Here is a 22,689-nt window from a genome sequence, read left to right on the forward strand (position 1 = left end):
GCCCGCAGCTTGGAGTCAGCACATCTTTCTTGCTTTTTAGCCCGCAGCTTGGAGTCAGCACATCTTTCTTGCTTTTTAGCCCGCCACCACATCGTTCCCCTCTACTATACCTAATTATCGAGGGAAGCGCACCCAGCCACAGCCAATCCGCTCCACGACTCAAAAAGTCTTCTATTTCTCTCTTGCCTAGCATATACATTTCATAGAACAATAGATGAAGAGAAGAGGTGCCTATTGATGAAATCATTGTCCCTATCCCGCCGCAAAAGATCGCTCAGCGCCTGGCTCGTCCTCGGCTGCTCTGTCCTAACCCTTGTCGGATGCAGCGATACGCCTGTTTCCCTGCCAACGACAACGCCAGACACCGCAGCGGCAACACCATCTGCTTCTACGCCAGCCACGAAGCCTGCAGCCACAGCTGTAGAAACGGAGCTGCCCTACAAATTCCCGCTGACCGGACTTCCTTCCGCCAAAGAAGTGAAGACCCGTCCTTTCATGGTCATGGTCGAAAATGCCCCCCAAGCGAGGCCACAAACTGGCCTTGATCAGGCTGACATCGTCTACGAAATTCTCGCAGAAGGCGAGATTACTAGATTCGTCTCCGTGTTCCAAAGCCACGAGGCCACAACGATCGGTCCCGTGCGCAGCATTCGGCCTTATTTTGTAGAGATCGGCGATGCACTGGATGCGGTTATCGTTCACGCGGGCTGGAGCCAGGAAGCGATGGACATGATGGCAGGCCGCAAGCTGTCGCATCTCGATGAGGTCTACGGCGATGGCGCTTATTACTGGCGCTCGACGGACCGCAAGGCTCCGCACAATCTCTATACCTCTGTGGATAAAATGAAGAAGGGCGCTGAAGCGCGCAAATTCCGCTCCGAGTGGAATGGACCACTGCTCACTTTTGCCAAGGATGATGGCCAAAGTAAGCTCACTGGCGCTGCCGTGCATTATATTCTGATTCCTTATATACAAGGATATTTCGCTTCCTATGAATACAATGCTGGGGAAGGCGTGTACATGCGCAGCATGGAGGGCAAACCGCATCTCGATAAAGAGAGCGGAAAGCAGCTCCAAGCCAAAAACCTGCTCGTGCTGGAGAGCAAGCACAAAATCGTAGACAAGGAAGGGCGCCGTGAGGTAGACGTGTTTGGCCCCGGAAAAGGCGTCATCCTGCAAGAGGGCAAATCCCAGCAGATTACTTGGGAACGCAAAAATGGCATGTTGCGGGCCTATTCGGAAGATGGCAAAGAAGTTCCTCTGCTGCCGGGCAATACGTGGGTGCAGATCGTGCCGGAGGGAACGGCTCTTAAGATGGAGTAAACCAGCAGATTTAACAATCTCTTAACATTCCAATAATCATGCTAATACATTGATCCCCTATGATTAAAAGTCATGGGGGGGAATATCATGAACAAATTTCAACGTAAAGTTTCAGTACCCATTTATACGGTATTTATTTTGCTGCTATTTGGCATATTCGGAATAAGCTATACAATCTGGGGGAACCAAAGCGCTAGAGGAACTAAGGTTGGAGCTGCAGAAGCAGTCTCAGAAGCGACGGTTGGGGTTACGAAGGTCGTCTGGTGGCACGCGATGAGCGGCGAGAATGGCAAAGTGGTGGACAAGCTCGTGTCTGCCTTCAATGCATCGCATAAAGATATTACGGTTGAAGCCGTCTACCAGGGGTCCTATTATGATAGCCTGACCAAGTTGAAAGCGTCCATCGGTTCAACCATCGCTCCTACAATGGCACAGGTGTACGACATTGGAACCCGATTTATGATCGATTCGAGGGCTATTACGCCGATCCAGCAATTTATTGATCGGGAGAAGTACGACACTTCCCAAATGGATGAGGCTATTATTAATTACTATACCGTGGATAGCACGTTGTTTTCGATGCCTTTTAATGCATCCAATCCAATCTTGTACTATAACAAAGATTTGTTCAAGGCAGCTGGGCTGAATCCTGATCAACCTCCCGTGTTGTATGAGGATCTCAAGAAAGCAGCCACAAAGCTGACAAAAGGCGGCGTAACAGGCGCTTATTTTGGTACACACAGCTGGTATATGGAACAGTTTGTTGCGAATCAAGGCGCAGAGCTGGTTGATAACGGCAATGGACGCGATGGGCTGGCCACTGCTTGGCAGTTGAATGGTACAGATGGCGTCAAGGCGCTTGCATGGTGGAAGGAACTCGTGGATAACAACGTAGCCATCTACTCGGCAGGTAAAGGGGATACCTCGAAGAAAGCTTTCGCTGAGGGTAAGGTAGCTATGATTTTCGATACAACGGCGGCACTACGTGATATTCTGGGTTCGGTTGAAGGCAAGTTCGAAGTCGGAACGGGCTTTTTCCCAAAAGCATCCGAGACGGCAAGTGGCGGTGTGGGGGTTGGAGGCGGCAGCAACTGGATCATGAACAGTAAGTCCGGGGAAGAGCAGCAGGCTGCTTGGACATTCATGAAGTATTTGTCAGAGCCGGAACAACAAGCGATTTTTCACGTGAATACGGGTTATTTTCCAATTACGAAGAAAACGTATGAGCTGCCGATTGTGCAGGAGAACATGAAGAAATATCCGCAGTTCAAGACAGCGATCGATCAGCATAACGCTTCGAAGTTAAATAAAGCGACGCTGGGCGGCGTGCTAGGTGTCTACCCCGACGCAAGGAAGCTTACGGAGGAAGCCGTCAATCAGGCTCTGAGCGGCCAGCAATCGCCGCAGGCAGCACTTGATAGGGCAGCTGCGGAAATTAACGCCAAAATAGCAGCCTATAATCATATATTGAAATAAACGCAAAAAGCATCCCTATTGGGGATGCTTTTTTACTTATAGCTTTGTTTTCCGATATTCGCCGGGGGATGAGCCTGTCCGGTTTTTGAACATCCGGTTAAATGAAGAGATGTTCCGATAACCCACTTGGATGCTGATTTCTTGAATGTTCAAATCGGTCGCGTGCAGCAATTCCTTCGCATTGCTCACTCTTCGATCATGCAAATGCTCCATGAAATTGGCACCTGTCTTCTCTTTGATATACGTCGAGAGGTACGAGGTACTCAAACTCAGTTGATCGGCCAGCACATCGAGCGAGAGATCCTCAGCAAACTGTTCGTTAATCACACGCAGGACATGGTCAACAATGGGATCGTTGGCTTCCTTTTTCTCACGGATGATCTGAGTCACGGCACGGAAATAAGCCTGGAAGGTTATCTGGTACTCTTCGAGCGTACAGCACTCATCTAGTTGAAGCAGGAGGGGCTTGAGCTGCCATAAGGACTCTGTTTGAACTTTGTAATACTCCAGCACCATCTTGGCTTTGTCAGTCACAGCAAGCGTCATATGTCTAAAAACATCAACAGACGCTTCTTTGTGGTTAAGCTCCTGCAGCCAGGGGAGGATCAGATCCAGCGTTTCCTGCTCCTTGCCTGCCTTCAGTACGGCAGTTAGATCCTGCTCCTGAGCAAGCGTTAAGACATAAGTAGAGCGATCCGAGCGAAACTCGGTTATCGTTTGTGTTTCATTCAGCAATCTAGCCTGCATGGCCATTTCATTCACTTGGCGGTAGGCATATCCGAACTGGATCGAATGCTCAAATGCCGAACTTACGGCCGCCGTCACTAAACAGTAGCGCTTATCTTGATCGAGAATCTGCTTCAACGGCTCTAGCATAGCTAGGATACGATCCCTTTCATTGCCGGGAAAAACAGATAGAAACTGATGATGCTCGATCTGAAAGGTATGGGACTCAGGAATGGTCTCTTCCGCGAATTGTTTGAGGTGCGCACCAATCGACTGTGAGATTTGCTCCTTGCTCAGCGGGGCTTCTACAAAAGCGGGCGCTCGAAAGCGAAGCTCATAGAGAACGATGGTATAGGTTTCCTCGGTACCCTGAATGTGCGGCCATTCACCAGATTCCATATTGATATTTTTCAATTTATTGATGAAATGATAGTTGGTTAGCTCGGACTGCTGATCCTTCAGCTCCTGCTGAATTTGACCTTTCTCCTTCAGCAGCTGGCGTACAGGATGATTAATCCGTTTGCTGAAAAAGATCGAGACAACGAAGGCGATGAAGATTGAAATGCCTAGCAGGATGATCACGATATTATCTAAACGAAGGATTTTGGCTGCAATATCTGGGTTGGTAACCCGCATGATGAAATGCAGGTTGTCTTCATTTTGATAATCGACGTAATAGATCCCGCTTTCTAGTAAGTACACACGCTCAGCGGGTGGGGATGACAATAGTGACTCTGGCAGCGTACTACCACTGCGATTGGTCTGATAAATAAGGTCTTGTCCCGGCCCCATAATGGTCAAATCCAGATTGGGATTCTCTTTAAGTATCGCGTCCCGCAAACGGTCTGCGTCGATCATGGCGATCAACATATTATCAGCCAGTGTAGGCTTGATGGAATAAGGAATCAATGTTTTGGCCGCTGGATCAGCGGCTGAAGCTCCAAAGGCTGTGGCAGGATGAAGCACGAAATTGTCCGTACGTTGAAACTGCGACTGCCAATAAGAAAGCGGATATGGCTTGCTGGCATACAGATTTGCAAACAATTCTTCGTTCGTCCCTGGACCAAATTTATTAATAGCCAGATTCGCAGAACGAAACAATAGGATCATATTATCCAGATAAAGATCCGAATCACCTACGATGCTTTGGATATCCAGAACAATGGGACGAGTAGTAAGCGTCTCGGCATCTTTCTTAAGCGTCACTTGATTGTTAAGGGCAATGACATCTTTATCTGTGAATTGCTTGAAAAGGGCCTCCCTGATTTTATCTAACTGAAACTGATAACGTTCCGCCACTTTCTGCAAAGTGAGGTGATTCTGTTCGATCATCTCGCTGCGAAGGTGGCTTTTTAGCATCCAGAAGATGAGTAGGCTAAAGGAGGAGAAAATCAGAATCAGAACGATGAAGCTGGTTAATACAGACCGAAATAGTGATTTATTCAATGAAAAAATAGTCATAAGTCGCAGGCCCCTTTGATCGTTACGCTGTTGACTTCCGGCGATTTATATACCTTTAATTGTAGACCATTATCCTTGTTAAGGGTATGGGCTTTTTTTTGGAAGCTTTGCACTTTTACGGATTCGGCGGTTCATAAAAGCTTAAAAAACCAATCGAAACAATAGAGAAGGATCGAAAATCATGTGTATAGGCAAGGGAGCGCCCGCTGGATATGATGGGCAGGTAACGAATGAGGCTCATGGGGAGGAGAGGCAGTTAAGGTTCGGATGAGCAAGATCAGTTGATGAATGAGAGGATAGGAACGAAATGAAACACATGCGTAATAGAACCGTGACCAACATCTATAAGAGCTTTTTGGCTTGTGCTTTAGCGGTAATCGTATGTATGACCTTAGCCGGCTCAGCGGGAGCTCATGCGTCTTCGGCAGGGTATTCCGATATCAAGGTTGGTGCGGATACGATACAATACCACCTGTCGATTCTGGAGAGCGACTTTGTTCATATTTTCCCGGATAAACCGGATGGAGGCGACAAGATCAGCGATAAACAATTGTCGAGTTCCATTGAGGCTCTAACGAAGGTTGTTGATGACGGTCTTATCGTTACGGGAGATGGGAAAATTGGAGCAGGGGTTATTACTGCAGTCAAGCATGAGAAACGAGCCACGATGGAAATGATCGGCATGGATATCCGATATAAATTTGCTGCTCCTGTGAAGCAATATCTGATGCAGTACAATTTCTTCTGGTACAGCGGGATCGATGTGAACCATAGCAACTATGCCACGATTCAGGTCGGTGGACAAACCATCCAGCAGGTACTAGGCAGTCAAAATTATATTGTGCAGATTCAAGGTCCGGGAGCAGCTGCGGGGAATCCTTCAGCAGTGGCAGCACCTGCAGCCCTTGATGCGAAGCCAGCCGTGAATATGGTGGCGACTTCTTGGGTGAGTACGCTCAAGACGTACGTCCTCATGGGGATGGAGCACATCTGGTCGGGGCTTGATCACATGCTGTTCGTACTTGGCCTTCTGCTAGCTGCTGAGCAAAGGGTATGGAAAATAGTGCGATTGATTACAGCCTTTACAATAGGTCACTGCATTACGCTAGTCCTATCTTCTCTGGAGGTCGCTTATCTCTCACCAAAGATTGTTGAACCCTTAATTGCACTTAGCATTCTGTATATTGCTGTAGAGAATATATGGAAGCGAAAAGAAAGTGCGCGTGTGATCGTTACATTGTTGTTTGGCCTTGTGCACGGATTCGGATTTGCCGAGGTGCTGCGAGGAACGTTGTCTGGACATATGGCCCTTCCTTTATTTTCATTCAACCTGGGTGTAGAAATTGGACAGCTTGTGGTCGTAGCCATTGTGATTCCATTGCTTCTGTGGATGAAACGTTTGCCGGTGCAAATCAAATGGAATCAATACGCTTCTGGGATCATTGGGGTGTTCGGGCTTTACTGGTTGATTGAGCGCATTATTAGCCAATAAAATTAGTTGTGATGAGGGGACGTTATCAAGTTGGTTAAAAAGAGTTTTAAACGATTGATATCCGGCGCGACCATAGCCGGTATGATGTTCAGCATGTTGACTCCGATGGGGGCAAATGCCGTAGAGAACGAAGCGCAAATCAGCGCGGTCGATTATTCGAAATTACCTAAGCTGATGATTACGGAGCTTGTTCCGGATACTGCGAATCTCAGCAGTGCAGATGCTTATGAATTTATTGAAGTTTATAACAATACGAACAAAACTTTGGACTTCAAAGATTACAATCTAGTGTATCGATATCCCGGCACGAGCACCGTTTGGGGATCCTATCAGAATGGGAATCCAGATGGGAGCATGAAAATTCCTGCACAATCTTCCATCGTCCTATGGGTGATGAACACGGATAAAGGGATTAATTTAAACCTGAAAGCTGCTGATTTTAATCAGAACTTTCATACGAGTCTGCAAGAAAATGTGAACCTTTTCCGTGTTGACGGCGGTGGAGGCATGCACAACAGCAACCCGAGAGATTTGGTCATTCAAGAGAAAGACGGCACGGATATCTCTGTTGCCAGCTATCAAAACGATGAGCAAACGAAACCGGAAAAAGGGATTTTCTATCGCTTTGCAGCGGACGGATCGAAGAACATGGTGATGTATGGCTCGGGTGCCGACTCGGAAGCGGCCGCTGCCACACCTGGGAGTGTCGACCCTACTCAGGTTCCGCCTGTTCCGCTTTACTTCTCTGATCCTCCTGTCATCAGCCACACGCCGGTTACCCAAGCTGATCAGAAGAACAATTTGATCCTGCAAGCTCAAGTTGCTAATACGGAACAGAATGAAACGGTATCTGCTGCCGTGTATTATCAGTTGGCATCCCAATCGAACTATGAATCCGTACCAATGACGGTGACGGGCAGTAATCAATATCAAGCTGTCATTACTAAGGACAAGCTAACTGAAAGCCAATTGAATTACTACATTCAAGCAAATGACGGTTTCAGCACGGTGAGATCGAACGTTTACAACGTAAATATTACGCTTGATCAATCCGACTATTCAAAAGTTCCACCGCTCATGGTGACCGAAGTCGTACCGGATTCCACGAATGTGGGCTCTGCGGACGGTTATGAATTCATTGAAGTTTATAACAATACGGATAAAACGATTAATTTCAAAGACTATAAAGTCGTCTACCGTTACACGGATTCAGGTCCAGATGCAGACGTTCCATGGCCTGCGGACAAAGAAGATATGCTGATTCCTTCGAAGGGCACACTCGTCTTCTGGATCATCAACAACCAGAATGCAAACTCAACGGCAGCAGACTTCAATGCCAACTACGGAACGAACCTTGTAGAAGGCACTAACCTTGTACGCGTGCACAGCGATGGGATGGCGAACGCCTCTAACCGTGGTCTTGTGATCGCTACAAATACAGGCATTGAGCTTTCCACAGCTTATTACATCAACGGCGATTCTAAGGCTAATAAAGGGATTCTGTATAAATATCCTTCTGACGGCAGCAAAACGATGATCAAATACAGCTCGACCGTTGCAGCAGCAACACCGGGTTCTGTCGATCAAGTTCAAGTTCCGCCTCAGACCGTGAAGGTTACTGCGGATACCCTTAAGCCTACGCTCAAGGATTTGACCAAAGAGAGTACAATTGATCAAGCCTTGGATCTCGAAATTATCGGAGAGGCTAAGGACGAAACATCGCTCAAAACCGTAGCCCTCTACTATAAAACGGACAAGCAGTCCCAATACAACAAGAGGTACCTGAAAGAAAGCTTCGCGGATACGTTGTACCATTATATGATTTATTCGCCTGAACTTATCGGAAACTCTTATCTGGATTATTATTTCACTGCTTCCGACGGCACGAATGAGACCATTACACAAACGAAGCGTGTGCAAATTCAAGGTGGTTCGGACCACTCCAACCTACGTTTGAACGTGAAAGATGGTGACATCGTCTCGCAAACGAAAGTGTTGAAAGGAACAGGTGAAGGCGTTAATCCGGACAGCCTGAAACTAGCTATCGATGGCGCCGAGCAAACGCAATCGACTTATCATGCCGTGGAGCATGATGCCTTCTTCGCTTTTGAAGTGATGGGTGTCAACTACTATTTCAAAAATGGGATTACCCAAGGGCAGGAAATTCTTTCGATTTTCCAAGACCCGATTAACAGCTACAAAACACTATCCATCCCACTAAAAGCCGATAGGCTCAAAGAGGGCAGCAATGCGTTCCAGATCCGTGCTGGTTCCAAGGCTTCACCGTTCGACGACCGGCCAGCAGAGAATAAAGACAATTTCGAAGTGAAGAATGTACGCCTCGTTTTCGCTGACGGTACGGTCGTCTATGACCCGAAATATAGCGATCCTAACAAGGTAATTAAAATCGGGGATTCTTCCGGTCTGTCACCGGTGATTGATTTTAACTTCAACATTCCATCTACGCAATTGGCTTCCAAAGCACATGATTGGAACACGACTTTAACAAGTGATGGCGATCATCAAGTTACGGTTAGTGAGACGACATACGGTTCGGTTACTTCCAACATTAAGGTGGATAATACAGCTCCTGTTGTGGTGCCTTCTATTGAGGAGAAAATGTACCGTGGCAATTTCACGATCGATGCGAACGTAACGGATGCATTGGCCGGTGTAGACAAGGTTGAAGCTACATTAGACGAGCAACCGATTACGCTGCCGATGGCTACTTCATCTGCTCAACTGCCGAGTGGAAAGCATGTTTTTAATGTTAAAGCAACGGATAAAGTTGGTAATGTGAAGGAAGTAACTGTTAATTTCGAAGTGCCCAATGAAATGCCGGATATGCCAGTACAAATTGGTCCGGGTCAAGGAGCGTTTGGTTTAGAAAACTCAGCTTCACTTAGCGTAAAAGTAAGCGATCCGATGAATGATGACTTGAAAGTCACGTTCAATCAAGGATTCAAATACGATGCAAGCACACAGGGAACGTTCAAGGGCTATCGCGGCGCTGCAGATACAGAGCCTCCGAAGCAAGAGAAGCCTGCAACTGAAGCGGCTATGACGCCTGAAGATTATAGCAAAATTAGCAGCGTTGACGGCAACTATCTCACCGATGACGCTGTCGAGAAATTCCCGTATCAACGTTTTGAGATTGCGTTAGACCCTGCGGTTCAAAAAACGGATGAAGTGGTCGTCGACTGGAAAGGGAAATCCCTGGAAGGCCGTAAAGTTTCCTTGTACGCATGGAGTCCAAGTAAGCTGGAATGGAGTCAACTGAAAACCGTTATCGCGGGCAGTGCGGATTTCGAGCTGAAAGCGAGCGTCCTGGCGGGTGATTATGCCAATAACGGGAAAATTCAAGTGATGGTACAGGATGAGATTGCCACCGTTACACAGAATCAAGCCGCTGATAGCGACTATGATTTCTCCTTCGTGTGGATGTCCGATACCCAGTATTACTCCAAGAGCTATCCGTATATCTACCAAAAAATGGTGAAATGGATCTCCGATCACAAAGAAGACAACAAAATTAAATACGTCATTCATACCGGCGACATCGTCGATAATGCTGATCAAGAGTATCAATGGGTTGAAGCCGATAAAGATATGAAAGTTTTGGAAGCGGCAGGAATCCCTTACGGGGTGCTTGCAGGTAACCATGACGTAGGCCACCAAGACAATGATTACAGTTATTACAGCAAGTGGTTCGGTGAGGATCGTTTCAAAAGCCAGCCTACTTACGGCGAATCTTATGATAACAACCGCGGTCACTATGACTTAGTTTCCTCGAACGGTAATGATTTCATCATCGTTTACATGGGTTGGGGTTATGGAGATAAAGAGATTGATTGGATCAACGAAGTGTTGAAAAAGTATCCGAACCGCAAAGCGATTCTGAACTTCCATGAATTCATGCTTGTTTCCAATAACCGTGCACCAATGGCAGAAAAAGTTTTCGAACGTGTTATTAAGCCGAATAAGAACGTAATTGCTGCTCTATCTGGTCACTACCACGACGCTGAGCTGAAAGTCGATCCGATCGACGATAACAACGATGGCGTTCCAGATCGCAATGTGTATCAAATGTTGGCAGACTACCAAGGCGCGCCTGAAGGTGGACTAGGGTATATGCGATTGATGCAATTTGATCTGGCGCATGGCAAAATCAACATGAAGACTTACTCACCGCATTTGGATGATTACAACTTCTATGATCCGGCAGAATATCCTGGGAAAGATGAGTTCAGCCTGGATCTGAATCTGGATGCTGTAATCAAACGCGTAGCTACGGATTATATCGGAGTGAACGTGTATACGAACAAAACGATCGGAAGCGTGGCGAGTGTGAAAAGCGGGGACACTGCCTCAGTAACATGGCCGAACCTTGCTCTAAATATGACCTATCAATGGTACGCTCTCGCAGAAGATCAATATGGTGGATCGAGACAATCTGATATTTGGAAATTCAACACTAGCCATCAAGAAGAGTCAAGCAGTGGCGGTGGTGGCGCGCCAGCGTTGCCTTCGGAAGCAACGATTCCAGTGGACGGTGGTGCAGTAACTTTGGAAGGCGCTAAGATTGTCATTCCAAAAGGTGCGATACCAAGCGACATTAAGGTTACAGTAGCTAAAATTTCCGATGCAGCTTCGCTGCCAGTAGACCCATCATCTAAGCTGATTAGTGATGTGTTCGAAATTAAGAAAGATAAAGATGGTACATTCAGTAAAGCTATCGAAATCACCTTGCCTTATGATAAAAGCAAAGTGGATCTAGAAAAGTCAGACGTAAGCTTGTACTGGTTTAATGAAACAACCAAAGCTTGGGTCCAACTAGATAACATTGCCGTTGATAAAGTGAACGGTACCGTAACTGGTTCGGTCACTCATTTTACGAAATTTGCTGTTATCTCTAACCCGAAACAAGAAACAAAACCTGATGCTGGTGCCATTAAGTTGACTGATATCAAAGGACACTGGGCAGAAAATAACATTCTAGAACTAGTTAAAGCGGGTTCCATTAACGGCTATGAAGATGGCACATTTAAACCGGAAAACCGCATCACACGAGCTGAATTCGTTTCAATCGTTGTGAAATTCCTGAAATTAAACGAGCAAGGCAGCAGCAATAAGTTCGCTGATGCAGCGAATCACTGGGCGAAGAACGCAATTGCCACAGCTGCAGCGCAAGGCATTGTTACAGGCTACACAGATACAACTTTTGGTCCGGATGATTTCATTACCCGTGAGCAAATGGCAGAAATCATGGTTCGTGCCGCTCATTTGGACAAAGTGGCAGGCAATACGAGCTTCACCGATAGTGCTGCAATCTCTGATTGGGCACAAGCGGCAGTAGCTACGTTAACCTCCAAAGGGTTCATGAACGGTTATGAGGATGGTACATTGAAACCGCAAGGATTAACAACTCGCGCGGAAGCATCTACCCTTATTCTAAGAACACTGAAAAAGTAATAATGAAAAGGCTCCTTCGTCTTAAAAGACGGGGAGCCTTTTTTTCGTCACAGGGTCTCGCGGAGAGAAAGGGAACTGCAGGGCGCTATTTTGTCCAAAACAGCGTTTTTAACAGGGAAGGGGAACTGTGGTCCGTTATTCATCCATGCTGGACGGATTGTTGGACGCAGGAGCAGAGATAAGATCCTGTAGTTCCCCTTTGCGCTGTGAAACTCCACATTTCGCCTTAATAAAGGAACGGAGTTCCCTTACGATAAGATTATCTGCGTTTACGCTTAGCTGTTCCGGATTTGGAACCGCCTTTGCGTCTGCGGGCTGGACCGGATTTCTTCCGGCGTTTGCGCTTCGGTTTGAACACTTCAATAGAATCTCCCGAGGCTACTTTCCCTTTGCCCAAGGCCCCGAAGATCGTTTTCACCATTGGAGCCATTTGCTGAAAGCTGGACATGAACTTCTGAACCTTGCCCATCGTGCCGAGGATGCCGTCGATGCCGCCCATCCGCTCAACGAAGCCGGAGATTTGCTTCATGTTGAGGCCGCTCAGCGGGTTAGAGCTGCCGCCTGCAGCGGCGCCACCACCACCGCCTCCTCCGAGGAGGTTGCTGAGGAAGTTACCGCCACCGCCACCTCCTGTGGCACCAGCATTGCCGCCGCCGCCGAAGAAGCCGCCACCACCACCGGCATTACCACCGCCACCGCCGAGTAGTCCACCACCACCGGCATTACCGCCACCGCCGCCGCCAAAAAATCCACCGCCACCGCCGGTATTACCGCCGAATAGATCGCCGCCTCCTTGGAAAGGAGTAGGGAAGCCTCCGCCTTGAGAGAAATCCGAGAATGGATTGCCGCCGCCTAAGCCTGGGTACTGGCCGAATGCGCGATCATCACCAAGTTGTGGGGGTAAAGTTGTGATGCTTCTTGTATGCACTTCAGGACGCTTACCGCCATTACCAATGATTTGTCTAGGGTTATTCACTGGGATTCACGATCCTTTTTATCAGATTTGTCTCCTACAGGATATGTCACTTGCCTAGCATTGGTATGGACGAATGTCACGGGTCCTAGATATTTGTCACAATTCATCCCATTAACGCATAGAAATTTTAACGTTTCGCAATCCTAAAGGGAGGATTTAAAGCGGGCGTGTCGAATGTTACTCTGGAGCTTACTATAATAAGCTAACATGCTTTTCTACCAGGAGTTGATAACGTATGCAATTAAAAAAATTGAATGATAAAGCAATAGACCAACTTTTTGAGGCCATACTGACCCTTAAGGATATAGAGGAGTGCTACGTCTTTTTTGATGACCTATGCACTGTGAACGAGATTCAATCGCTTTCCCAGCGTCTAGAGGTTGCTCGTATGCTGCGCAAAGGGTGCACGTACAATCAGATCGAAGCGGAAACAGGTGCATCTACAGCTACGATTTCCAGAGTTAAGCGCTGCTTGAACTACGGCAATGACGGCTATGTACTGACATTAGATCGTTTAGGACGTTAATTATTCGTATTATAAAAGAATTCAAGATCCTGCATTACCAAGTGTAATGCGGGATTTTTGCTGTTTATTGAGGGCTCAATTGACATGTGGGAACACATTCGTTAGCATAGGATTGTAGCCATGGATAGAACGGGTGGGGAGAACATAATGAGTAAGGTTGGTGTCCTGGTTATAAGCCATGGATCAAGGGATAAAGGCTGGGTTGACCTCGTTGACGAAGCCGTAACTGCGGTTCATTTGCCGGCAGACGTTCCTATTTATGCCTCATATCTGGAGCTGGTGGAAGGTCGGTTGATTCAAGACGGTATTACTAGCTTAGAGGAGCAAGGTGTAACGGATATCATCGTCGTTCCGCTGTTCGTGTCCTCTGGAAGTACACATATTGATGAAATCAGCTACGCCTTAGGAGTCATCGAGCAGCCGCTGCTGGAGACTGACATGAAGCCTTTTGATATCAAAGCACGGATTCATTGTACATCGCCGATTGATGACGATCCTGTTATTGCTGAGATTATTTATGCCAAAATCAAGGAACTGTCCGACTCGCCAACGCAGGAAATCCTTCTGCTGATTGGGCACGGAAGTCAAGAAGAGGGCTTTCATCAGAAGTGGCTTCAAGGCTTAGAGCAGTTAGCAGAGCGTTTGAAAGCTCTAGGCGGCTATGACGAGGCGGATGCTGCTATGCTGTTGCCGGATCAAGTGCATGCGAAAATGACAGAGTGGGCGGATAAGAAGCCTGGACATACTGTTATTGTGGCGCCGCTTTTTCTGAGTGAGGGCTATTTCACGAGTCAAGTAGTCCCTTCCCGTTTGAAGGGATTTGCATATAAATATAATGGACGGGCGCTGTTGCCAAGTCCGCTAATTTCCAAGTGGATGGAGAAGCAGATTGCTTCCGCAAATTCGAGACGGTGAACAGGTGATGAGACACAATGGTCAAAAGAGCAAGACTGATCTATAACCCGACTTCTGGACGGGAAGAAATGAAGAAACGCCTGCCAGAAATCCTTCAGCGCCTAGAGCGCGGCGGCTTCGAAACATCCGCTCACGCGACGATCGGTGAAGGGGACGCCACACTTGCCGCGGCCGAGGCCGTGAATCGTGGCTTTGATCTCATTATCGCCGCAGGCGGAGACGGTACCTTGTGCGAAGTCGTGAACGGGATGGCCGAGAAAGAGGGGCGGCCGCCGCTGGGCATTTTGCCGCTGGGGACGACCAACGATTTTGCCCGCGCACTCGGCATTCCCAAGAATCTGGAGCAGGCATGCGACCTGATCATCCAGCAGTATACGACCGACATTGATGTAGGCAAAATCAACAACCGCTACTTCATTAATATCGCTGGCGGAGGCTCGATGACGGAGTTAACGTACGAAGTCCCGAGTAAACTCAAAACCATGATCGGTCAGTTGGCCTATTATATGAAGGGACTCGAAAAGCTGCCTAGGCTCAAGCCTATCGAGCTGTACGTCAAAGCTGGCGATCTCGAGTTTCACGATGAAGTCATGATGTTCCTTGTTGGCAACACGAACTCCGTCGGCGGCTTCGAGAAGCTCGTTCCGGAAGCCAGAATGAATGACGGGTTGTTTGACGTTTTGATACTGCGCAAGTGTAATCTTGCGGAGTTTATTAGAGTGGTCACACTCGCGCTGCGCGGGGAGCATTTAAGTGACCCGAATCTGATTTATTTTCAGACGAATCATATCGAAATTAATTCTCCGGACTACGTCCAGTTGAACCTGGATGGCGAATTCGGCGGCACGCTGCCCTGCGTCATGACGAATCTGAAGAGTCACCTCCAGATCATCGTCGATGAGTCGGGTCAGTCCATTTATAAGAAGACGCTGATTGAGACGTTGACGACGCCGTTTCATTTGAAGGAACGGCAAAGTGATGAGGAGCAAGAGGGGAATCATCCGCATCAGCCTAGGGAGTAACGGCGCGGAATTTTGGAGATACAGGGAAAGAAGACTTGGCGATACAGGGATAGAAGAGATAAGTGAGGGTATTATGAGCGTAAAAGATAAAAGGACTGCGAAGTCCAACCGTGTAGGAACTGCGGATAGAGGAGCGGGGAATTCTGCAGGGCAAAGAGCAGGTAAACCTACGGGACAAAGAGTAAGGAATACTGCGGAACAAAGAGCAAGGAATTCTGCGCCTAAAGCGGCGCCGGCCTGGATGGCGGATCTGCCGGTGCAGATCGGGCAGCAATACGAGGCTGAGATCATTGGGATCAGCCATGATGGGGAAGGGGTGGGCCGTGTGAACGGCTTTACCCTTTTTGTCGCTGGTGCGCTGCCTGGTGAGCGTGCTCTGGTGCGGGTGGAGCATCTGAAGAAGCAATATGGGCATGCGCGGCTTGTTGAATTGATGGAAGAGAGTGCGGAACGTGTTATGCCGGTTTGCGGTATATATGAGGAGTGCGGCGGCTGTCAACTGCAGCACCTCAGTTATGAGGCGCAGCTTCGTGTGAAGCGGCAGCAGGTGGTGGATAATTTGCAGCGGATTGGGAAGCTGGAAGTGCAATCAACTTCCTCCTCCTCCGAATCTTCATCGGATAAGGGGATAGAAGGGATAGTTGTCCATCCCACTCTTGGGATGTCCGATCCGTGGCGGTACCGGAACAAGGCGCAGGTTCCTTTTGGGGAAGAGCGCGGCGGCCTCATTGGTGGATTCTATGCGCAAGGAAGTCATCGCATCATTGATATGGAGGAGTGCCTGATCCAACACGAAGCGAACGACGAGGTCGTTGCCCGAGTGAAGGAGATTGGTGCTCGGCTGGGCATTCGTGCTTATGATGAAGAGCGTAATGCCGGACTGCTGCGCCATGTCGTCGTCAAAGTCGGCTTCCGCACGGGCGAGATCATGGTGGTCTTGGTGACCAATGGCAGCACGATTCCGCGTGTGGACGAGTGGATTGATGGTATTAGGGCTGCGCTGCCTTCAGTGAAGAGCATTTGTCATAACATTAATGTGAAGCAGACGAATGTTATTTTTGGGGATGAGACTCGTGTCCTGTGGGGCAGCGAGGTCATCTATGACTATATCGGCGATGTGAAATTTGCCATTTCCGCGCGATCCTTCTTTCAAGTGAACCCCGTCCAGACGGAAGTCTTGTACGGGAAGGCCTTGGAGTACGCCGGGTTGACCGGCGATGAAGTGGTTGTCGATGCCTATTGCGGCATCGGGACGATCTCCCTGTTCCTGGCGCAGCGCGCGGGACAGGTCTATGGCGTTGAGATCGTCGAAGAGGCGATCGCGGATGCACGGAAGAATGCCGAGTTAAACGGCATGACGAACGTGCATTTCGAAGCGGGCCCAGCGGAAGTGGTCCTCCCCGAGTGGACACGTCAGGGCATTCGCCCGGACGTGATCGTGGTGGACCCGCCCCGCAAGGGCTGCGACGCCGCGCTGCTCGCGACGATCTTAGAGCTGCAGCCGCGCCGCGTCGTCTATGTGTCGTGCAGCGCATCGACACTGGCTCGCGACTTGCGCGTGCTGGTTGATGGGGGCTACGGCGTCGCGGAGGTGACGCCGGTGGATATGTTTCCGCATACGGTGCATGTGGAGTCGGTGGCTTTATTGAAAAAATAACCACGTAATAATTCATCTTTAAGCAAGTAAAATATATTAGGATTGATAATGATGAAAAAACTTATAACTAAATTAAATGTTTCAAGAAAAATGGAGTCAATCAGAAATAAAGCAACTTGCGGACTGGATGAGAAAAATAAGAGCTTATATGAACAATATTTTACAAACTATAAGACTGCGCGTCTTATGTCTAGCATGATGAGAAGTGTGAATTTAGATGAGATAAGAATCTTAGATCCAGGAGCGGGTATAGGAATATTAACTACAGCTTTAATTGCTAAAATTTGTTCAAAAAAAGTCTTGCCAAAAAAAATAACAGTTTTTTTATATGAAATAGATAACACATTGGAACAATTTTTATATGAGTCTATGGAAATTTGTACCTCAATATGTAATGAAGTAAATGTTGGATTCGAATTTAATATAATATTAGAAGATTTCATAAGTGTTCTTGATAATGAACAAAATAAATTTAATATAATTATAATGAATCCACCTTATAAAAAAATTTCAAGGAATTCAGAAATAAATAAAAGGTTATCTAAGAATGGAATTAATGTAACGAATTATTATGCTGCTTTCATGGCAATTGCTAAAGGAATGTTACAACCGAAGGGCCAATTAATCGGGATTACACCTCGTAGTTTTTGTAATGGGAGATATTACACTGAGTTTAGATTAGATTTCTTATCTGAAATGAGATTTACATGGATTCACTTATATAATTCAAGAAATTCAGTTTTCTCTGAAGATGGTGTATTACAAGAAACGATAGTTTTTCATTGTTATAAAGATGATAGTAAAACTCGCTACATTAGAATAACCTCCAGTGAGAGCGAAAACTTAAGTAAAATAAGGTCGGCAAAAATTCCATATTTTAAAGTTATCTCTCCGGAAGACCCACAAAAGAATATATATATTACAAGGAATGATTTAGAGCAAAAAAATAGAGAGAAAATCGAATATTTGTCTAATACTCTTGAGGATATAGGTATCAGCGTTTCTACTGGAAAAGTTGTTGATTTTAGAGAGCCGCCCGATTGTTTGTCCAAGAAGAACCATTTTAATGGGATTCCCATAATATATCCAGATCATTTCACTAATATGTCGATAGTTTGGCCGCGTCTTAATATTAAAAAGTATAATTATATTAAAATTAATGATAAAAATATTAATCGTATATTACCTTCAGGTAACTATGTCCTGATCAAGAGATTAACATCAAAAGAAGAAAAAAGACGGTTGGTTTCCGCGGTCTATGAAGGTCAGAAATTCAGTGAAGAGGGAGTTGCTTTTGAGAATAAATTAAATTATTTTCATGTAAATAAGAAAGGATTACAGATCACTTTAGCTAGAGGGTTAAGCTTATATTTAAATAGTTCATATGCGGACAACTATTTCCGTTTATTTAGTGGAACAACTCAAGTAAATGTTAATGATTTAAAAAATTTTAAATATCCAAGTTTAGAGCAACTGCTAAATATCGGATCGGAATATAGCGGTGAAATAGATCAAAGTGAAATAGATATGATTATAAAAAAATATTGTTTTTTTTAAAAACATAGATTCTACTAGAATCTTGTTTTTTTTATTGTTATATAATATATAATTGAGAGAAATATCCAATATCGAGGTGAGTAAATGGGGAAAATACCTTTTTTTGTATCTGCAAGAGCTGCTAGATTAATAGGTAGAGAGAATGTTAGTAATGCAGAAGGAGCAATTATTGAATTAGTGAAAAATTGCTATGATGCAGATGCTAATAATGCAATTATTTTTATTGAAAATACGTATACTCATACTCCCGAAGAATTAAATATAACCGAATATAATAATTTGTATAAAGGATTTAAGAGTCTGTCAAATTATTACATAAAATCGGATGATGAAACATTCATTTTGAGTGAAAAGTCTCAGAAAAATACTGACCTTCAAAAATACTTATTTAGTTTGAATAATGTGTATATTCTTGATGATGGTAGCGGAATGAGTGATGAAACAATAAGGTCAGCTTGGATGACTATTGGCACAGATAACAAATCAATAAATTATCAAAGTGAGATGGGTAGAGTTAGAACAGGAGCTAAGGGGATAGGAAGATTCGCATTAGATAGACTAGGTCAATCCGCTGTAATGTGGACAATGGAGAAAAAGTCGAATGATGGTTTTAAATGGTTAGTAAACTGGGGAGATTTTGAAAAGCAAGACACAGTTATAGGAGATGTATACGCTGATATAGATATCTTCAAAAAAGAAGAGTTTAAAAATATCGTAGATGAAGAGCTATTTAGCAAAATAGATTTTTCTAAAGTCGATCCAACTGTGAAAAAGAATTTGTTAGATAGTAAATTCAATAAAGGAACTTTACTTAAGATTTCAGGGTTAAGAGATTCATGGAACGATAGGAATATAAATAAAGTTTATTCTAGCTTGGATTCACTTATTCCGCCTAAAGAAGAGAAGATATATGACATATACTTATTCGCCAAAAATTCTAAAGAAAAGTATGGTGCAGTGAGTTCGTCTGTATGTGATGACTTTGACTATAAAGTCGAAGCAAGCATTGATGAAAAAGAAATTGTTAAAATAAGAGTTACGCGTGATGAGCTAGATCTTAGCAAACTTGATTTTGATTTATTTAATGATGAGGAATTTAAAGCTTTTCCGTTTGATAAAGAAACTTTTCTTAAAAAAACTTTCGAACAACACTTCTCTATAAAAGAGCTTATTCCTAAATATGAGAAAGAAGATCTAATTGATTTAACTAAATTTTCATTCTCCTTTTACTTTATGAAGAGAGATTATGAGGAAGAAAGTAAATTCGGATACAAAACATTTAATGTTTCAAAAAGGAAAAGTTGGCTAGATAGGTATGGTGGTATAAAAATCTTTAGAGATTATTTTCGAGTTAGACCATACGGAGAGAATAACTCTATTTCCTATGATTGGTTAAAGTTAGGGGAGAGATTTAGGCGTAATCCTGCAGGTATTGGTAATGAGAAAAGTCCATGGCATGTTGGTCCCAATCAAATCTCAGGTAATATTTCAATATCGAGGCTTCATAATGTATTCGAAGATAAATCGAATCGTGAAGGATTACAAGAAACAGAGAGTTTTGAATTATTACAAGAGTTAATAAGAAGTATAATTAACTATTTTGAAAGAGATAGACAGAAGACTATGAGAGCTATAAAAAAACTCATGGATGCAAAAGATGAGAAAGAAATTGTACGCCAAGAGGGTAAAAAAATAGCGCAAAAAAATTTGTCGGATGAGAGTAATAAAGATACACAAATAGATATTGAGGATTACAATATTGAAGAAAAATTACAAAAGCTTACAAATGATAATTTAATTCTATCTAAATCATTGCTCACTTATGATGAAGTAATAGAGGAAAAGGAAAATGAGCTGAAATTAATCAGAGCTCTAGCTGGAACGGGGATAGCATTAACTTCATTAGCTCATGAAATAAAGCATCTTAGTGCGCCACTTGTGACTAGGAATACATACCTAAAGAAACTGATATCTAAAGGAAATGTTAATGAAACTCTTAACTTTGTAGAAATGATGATAGAAAAAGATAAAGCACTGAAGGGTTGGCTTGATATATCATTAAACATTGTGTCAAAGGATAAAAGAAAGAGAAAGAACATCAATTTTGTAGAAACCCTTAATAGAATACTTGAAGGTTGGAGTCCATTATTAGCAGAGAAACAGATAGTAGTAAATCTAATTAATAATGTTGACGATGAAGCAATAATGCGTGCTTTTGTAATAGATTTAGAAAGTATTTTTAATAATCTTATTATAAACTCTATATTTGCGCTATTAAGTAAAGAGCAACAGGGGGATAGAAAAATAGATATTGCTGTGACACAACTCGAAAGTGAAGGTATGCTTGAAGTCATATATACCGATTCAGGACCTGGACTTTCAAAAAGTATATCTAATAAAGACATTATTTTCGAACCCTTTTTTACTACACGTGAAGATGGTACTGGTCTAGGTATGTGGATACTAAAGTCTACAATTCAAGAGTATGAAGGTTCTGTTAAAGTTTTGGACTCTAATTTAGGATTTAAAATAAGACTATTGCTACCAATTAACATGTAGGAGAGTTTATTATGTTTAAAGTTGGATTAATTGAGGACGATTTAATGATCCGTGAATTAATAATTGATAAAATGAGTCGTAAATATGAAGAAGATTCTCTTGAAATAAAGGTAATTGAATTTTCTGGTATAACAATAAACCAGATTATTGACTATATTTTTGAAGAAAAGCTTGATGCTGTAGTTGTTGACCATAATTTGAATGGGAGCATTGCAAGAGTAGATTACGACGGTACAGATATTGCATTAGCTCTAGAACAGATGCTTTATTTTTATCCGATATTTATTTTAACCTCATATGATGTAGATGCTGAAAAAAGTGATTATTCAGATGTAAATAAAATTTACAAAAAAGACAAATATATAGAAGATGAAACAGGCGAATTCGTCGACAATATTAATACGAAAATAATTAATCAGATTAAACATTATAAAAACAGATTAAACTTATATGAAGTAGAATTACTTGAACTCTCGAGGGTTGAACAAGCACGAAAACTAAGTAATGCAGAAAAGGATCAGCTTCTATTGATTGATCACCTGTTAGAGACTAGTGTTTGTGGAAGACATGTTACTCCGCTAAACTTAAAGAGAAAAGATCAGGAGTTAGAATTAATAATGAAATTAGCAAAATCATTTATGCAAAATACAGAGAGTGATTCATAGTGATGACAATGAGTAAAATCAAATTTAGAGTTAATGATCCAAAAAAAAGAGAACTTCCATATGCCCCAGAAAGGTCGTATAAATCCTACAGGTCTGAGTTGATGGAAGATTTTCAAGGTAGATGTGGTTATTGCAATTCATATTTTGGAATAATAAAAAAAGATTATCATATTGATCATTTTGTACCTCAGAGGATTATTTTAAAATCCCGAACTCATAATCATCTTTTAAATGACTACAAGAACCTTGTGCTGTCTTGCCCAACATGTAATGGAAGTAAGTCAGGGAAATGGCCTTCAGAAGATCCAGATAAATCTATTGTTTCTGAACAAGGTTTTGTTGATCCATCAGATCAGAGCTATAGCGATATGTTCTTTCGTGATAATAATGGAAGAATCCATCCTAATGAGTCTAATTTAGCAAATTATATACATAAAGAACTAAAGTTGTATCTTAGAAAACATCAAATTGTCTGGTCTATAGAAAATGTGATTTCTATTCTTAAATCAAAAGAATTAAATGATGAAAATGAAATGTTAACTTTGTTATTGTCATTGCTTACGGAACATTTTGAAATAGACAAATTCAATTAAGGTTCTTAACTCTATGCGGAACTGAATATCCACTGTTTTCTAAAAAGTCCAAAACTGAAGAGATTTGGATATGCCCTCCTCCCTCACTTTCTATCCGCACAAGATATTCTAAAGTTGGATCTAAAGGAATACTTATTTTGATTTGTTCTAAGTGTGAATCTTTAGCTGAGTCAGTCATATAAGCCCTCATTTTTAAATTTTAAGTTACATGTATTTTATTCCAAATAATAAGTGATTATACAAATGTGATTTTATTAAATAGACCGTTT

At 43.8% G+C, this 22,689-nt stretch carries 15 protein-coding genes; 12 read left to right on the forward strand and 3 right to left on the reverse strand.

Translation table 11 applies throughout. The features are described from left to right. Positions 1-237: 237 nt before the first annotated feature. Positions 238-1,323, forward strand: coding sequence for a DUF3048 domain-containing protein (locus GQF01_RS00675; RefSeq protein WP_161404794.1), 1,086 nt, complete (start codon positions 238-240; stop codon positions 1,321-1,323). Positions 1,324-1,410: 87 nt separating this feature from the next. Then, positions 1,411-2,799 (forward strand): ABC transporter substrate-binding protein, encoded by a 1,389-nt coding sequence (locus GQF01_RS00680; RefSeq protein ID WP_161404796.1) that lies wholly within the window; start codon positions 1,411-1,413, stop codon positions 2,797-2,799. Positions 2,800-2,835: 36 nt separating this feature from the next. Here the strand turns inward: GQF01_RS00680 and GQF01_RS00685 are convergent, their stop codons facing one another. Then, a complete protein-coding gene (locus GQF01_RS00685) occupies positions 2,836-4,986 on the reverse strand; it encodes a helix-turn-helix domain-containing protein (protein WP_161404798.1) in 2,151 nt (716 codons plus the stop codon). A 316-nt stretch (positions 4,987-5,302) separates the two neighbouring features. On the opposite strand from GQF01_RS00685, the gene GQF01_RS00690 reads away from it, so the two are divergent. Both GQF01_RS00690 and GQF01_RS00695 read left to right on the forward strand, forming a co-directional pair. Beyond that, positions 5,303-6,478, forward strand: a complete 1,176-nt coding sequence (locus GQF01_RS00690; protein WP_161404800.1) for a HupE/UreJ family protein — start codon at positions 5,303-5,305, stop codon at positions 6,476-6,478. Between the two features lie 30 nt (positions 6,479-6,508). Next, on the forward strand, positions 6,509-11,950 hold the full coding sequence (locus GQF01_RS00695) for an S-layer homology domain-containing protein (protein WP_161404802.1): 5,442 nt from the start codon (positions 6,509-6,511) through the stop codon (positions 11,948-11,950). Positions 11,951-12,209: 259 nt separating this feature from the next. Here GQF01_RS00695 and GQF01_RS35810 read toward each other — a convergent pair whose 3' ends face one another. After that, the gene (locus GQF01_RS35810; RefSeq protein WP_202555944.1) at positions 12,210-12,926 is read right to left on the reverse strand and encodes an aminotransferase; all 717 of its coding nucleotides are present in this window, start codon (positions 12,924-12,926) and stop codon (positions 12,210-12,212) included. 235 nt (positions 12,927-13,161) lie between these two features. Here GQF01_RS35810 and GQF01_RS00705 point away from each other — a divergent pair, with 235 nt between their 5' ends. From GQF01_RS00705 to GQF01_RS00740, 8 genes are all read left to right on the forward strand, one after another. Continuing rightward, positions 13,162-13,452 carry a YerC/YecD family TrpR-related protein gene (locus GQF01_RS00705; protein ID WP_079414635.1) on the forward strand — a complete coding sequence of 97 codons (291 nt, stop codon included), beginning with the start codon at positions 13,162-13,164 and terminating at the stop codon, positions 13,450-13,452. Positions 13,453-13,599: 147 nt separating this feature from the next. Further along, entirely contained in the window at positions 13,600-14,367 is a 768-nt protein-coding gene (locus tag GQF01_RS00710) for a sirohydrochlorin chelatase (protein WP_161404804.1), read from the forward strand. Between the two features lie 17 nt (positions 14,368-14,384). After that, entirely contained in the window at positions 14,385-15,389 is a 1,005-nt protein-coding gene (locus GQF01_RS00715) for a diacylglycerol kinase (protein ID WP_161404806.1), read from the forward strand. 73 nt (positions 15,390-15,462) lie between these two features. Next, a complete protein-coding gene (gene rlmD, locus GQF01_RS00720) occupies positions 15,463-17,046 on the forward strand; it encodes a 23S rRNA (uracil(1939)-C(5))-methyltransferase RlmD (protein ID WP_161404808.1) in 1,584 nt (527 codons plus the stop codon). 51 nt (positions 17,047-17,097) lie between these two features. Further along, entirely contained in the window at positions 17,098-18,603 is a 1,506-nt protein-coding gene (locus tag GQF01_RS00725; protein ID WP_161404810.1) for an Eco57I restriction-modification methylase domain-containing protein, read from the forward strand. Between the two features lie 84 nt (positions 18,604-18,687). Then, positions 18,688-21,162: a sensor histidine kinase gene (locus GQF01_RS00730; protein ID WP_161404812.1), complete on the forward strand. Its 2,475-nt coding sequence runs from the start codon at positions 18,688-18,690 to the stop codon at positions 21,160-21,162. Between the two features lie 11 nt (positions 21,163-21,173). Beyond that, a complete protein-coding gene (locus GQF01_RS00735; RefSeq protein ID WP_161404814.1) occupies positions 21,174-21,827 on the forward strand; it encodes a response regulator in 654 nt (217 codons plus the stop codon). Positions 21,828-21,835: 8 nt separating this feature from the next. Next, the gene (locus GQF01_RS00740) at positions 21,836-22,420 is read left to right on the forward strand and encodes an HNH endonuclease (protein WP_161404816.1); all 585 of its coding nucleotides are present in this window, start codon (positions 21,836-21,838) and stop codon (positions 22,418-22,420) included. Here GQF01_RS00740 and GQF01_RS00745 read toward each other — a convergent pair. Beyond that, positions 22,413-22,598 carry a hypothetical protein gene (locus GQF01_RS00745; RefSeq protein WP_161404818.1) on the reverse strand — a complete coding sequence of 62 codons (186 nt, stop codon included), beginning with the start codon at positions 22,596-22,598 and terminating at the stop codon, positions 22,413-22,415. The genes GQF01_RS00740 and GQF01_RS00745 overlap by 8 nt on opposite strands. Positions 22,599-22,689 lie beyond the last annotated feature (91 nt).

The sequence above is a fragment of the Paenibacillus silvestris genome (assembly GCF_009882985.1).
In the GTDB taxonomy this organism is placed as follows: domain Bacteria; phylum Bacillota; class Bacilli; order Paenibacillales; family NBRC-103111; genus Paenibacillus_E; species Paenibacillus_E silvestris.

Excerpts from the sequence above, each read along its gene's own strand:
- GQF01_RS00675 (WP_161404794.1), top strand. The coding sequence starts at position 238 with ATGAAATCATTGTCCCTATCCCGCCGCAAAAGATCGCTCAGCGCCTGG.
- GQF01_RS00680 (WP_161404796.1), top strand. The coding sequence starts at position 1,411 with ATGAACAAATTTCAACGTAAAGTTTCAGTACCCATTTATACGGTATTT.
- GQF01_RS00685 (WP_161404798.1), bottom strand. The coding sequence starts at position 4,986 with ATGACTATTTTTTCATTGAATAAATCACTATTTCGGTCTGTATTAACC.
- GQF01_RS00690 (WP_161404800.1), top strand. The coding sequence starts at position 5,303 with ATGCGTAATAGAACCGTGACCAACATCTATAAGAGCTTTTTGGCTTGT.
- GQF01_RS00705 (WP_079414635.1), top strand. The coding sequence starts at position 13,162 with ATGCAATTAAAAAAATTGAATGATAAAGCAATAGACCAACTTTTTGAG.
- GQF01_RS00710 (WP_161404804.1), top strand. The coding sequence starts at position 13,600 with ATGAGTAAGGTTGGTGTCCTGGTTATAAGCCATGGATCAAGGGATAAA.
- GQF01_RS00715 (WP_161404806.1), top strand. The coding sequence starts at position 14,385 with ATGGTCAAAAGAGCAAGACTGATCTATAACCCGACTTCTGGACGGGAA.
- rlmD (WP_161404808.1), top strand. The coding sequence starts at position 15,463 with ATGAGCGTAAAAGATAAAAGGACTGCGAAGTCCAACCGTGTAGGAACT.
- GQF01_RS00725 (WP_161404810.1), top strand. The coding sequence starts at position 17,098 with ATGAAAAAACTTATAACTAAATTAAATGTTTCAAGAAAAATGGAGTCA.
- GQF01_RS00730 (WP_161404812.1), top strand. The coding sequence starts at position 18,688 with ATGGGGAAAATACCTTTTTTTGTATCTGCAAGAGCTGCTAGATTAATA.
- GQF01_RS00735 (WP_161404814.1), top strand. The coding sequence starts at position 21,174 with ATGTTTAAAGTTGGATTAATTGAGGACGATTTAATGATCCGTGAATTA.
- GQF01_RS00740 (WP_161404816.1), top strand. The coding sequence starts at position 21,836 with ATGAGTAAAATCAAATTTAGAGTTAATGATCCAAAAAAAAGAGAACTT.
- GQF01_RS00745 (WP_161404818.1), bottom strand. The coding sequence starts at position 22,598 with ATGACTGACTCAGCTAAAGATTCACACTTAGAACAAATCAAAATAAGT.